Genomic DNA, 1319 nt, shown 5'->3' with positions numbered 1-1319 from the left:
TGGCGGGCTTCCAGCCCTGGGTGACGGCGCCCTCGACGAGCTTGCCGGGTGCGGTGCGCTGGTTGGCCGGCTTGCCGCGGTCCTTCATCCGTTCCCGGGCTCGCTTGTCCTCGATGTCGCGGATCGCCAGCCAGAGCAGCTTGATCACCGCGGCGTCGTTGGGGAAGTGCCCCCGGTTCTTGATGATCTTCCGGAGCTGGTAGTTCAGCGACTCGATCGTGTTCGTCGTGTAGATGATCTTTCGCAGGGCGGGGCCGAAGGCCAGGAACGGGATGAACCGCTCCCAGGCGTTCTGCCAGGTCGCCACCGTCGCCGGGTACTTGCGGCCCAGATCGGAGTCGGTGAACTCCAGCAGCGCGGTCTCGGCGGCATCGGCGGTGGGGGCGGTGTAGACGCCCTTGAGCGCGGCGGCCACCTTCTTGCGGTCGCCGTAGGACACGAACCGCATCGAGGCGCGGATCAGGTGCACCACGCAGGTCTGCACGGTCGTGTGCGGAAAGGTGGCCTCGATCGCCTCGGGCAGGCCGGTCAGCCCGTCACAGCAGGCGATGAGGATGTCGCGCACTCCGCGGTTGGCCAGTTCGGCCACCACCCCGGCCCAGAACTTCGCGCCCTCGGTGGCCTGCACCCAGATCCCCAGCACGTGCTTGATGCCGTCCAGGTCAACCCCGACCACGATGTGCGCCGACCGGTTGCGCACCTGGTGGCCGTCGCGGACCTTCACCACCAGCGCGTCGACGTAGACGATCGGGTAGATCGGCTCCAGCGGCCGGGCCTGCCACGCGCCGACCTCGTCGAGCACCGCGTCGGTGATCTTGCTGATCGTGTCGTGGGAGAGCTCGGTGCCGATCGTGCGGGCCAGGTGGTGCTGGATGTCGCGCACGGTCATCCCGCCGGCGTAGAGCGAGATGATCATGTCGTCCAGGCCGCCGAGACGGCGTTCACCCTTGGGCACCAGCTGCGGGGTGAAGCTGCCCGCCCGGTCTCGAGGCACGGCCAGCGACAGCGGCCCGACCTCGGACTGCACCGTCTTGGGCGTGCTGCCGTTGCGGCTGTTCGGCGACCCCCGGCCGGCCGGATCACCGCGTTCATAGCCGACGTGGTCGGTCAGCTCGGCGGCCAGTCCCCGCTCGAGAACGGCCTTGACCAGCTCCGGAAGGAACCCGCCCTCCCCGGTGAGTGCGACCCCGCCGGTCTCGGCCCGGTCGATCAGCTCATCCAGCCACGTGTCATCCGCCAGCAGCTTGCGCAGTTGCTGCCCGCTCACCCGGCCCGGGCCACCCGGGTCGCCGGCCTGCTCATCGGTCACGGTCATCAGA

General features: G+C 69.4%; 1 protein-coding gene. It reads right to left on the bottom strand.

The annotated features are described in order from the left end of the window. Positions 1-1315 (bottom strand): IS256 family transposase (locus ACK586_RS25375; RefSeq protein ID WP_409333311.1); only part of this gene is annotated, 1315 nt, incomplete at its 3' end. Positions 1316-1319 lie beyond the last annotated feature (4 nt).

It is taken from the genome of Trujillonella humicola (assembly GCF_046233715.1).
GTDB lineage: Bacteria > Actinomycetota > Actinomycetes > Mycobacteriales > Geodermatophilaceae > Trujillonella > Trujillonella humicola.
Note: the sequence above shows the minus strand (reverse complement) of the source record. Positions and strands in the feature narration are given on the sequence as shown.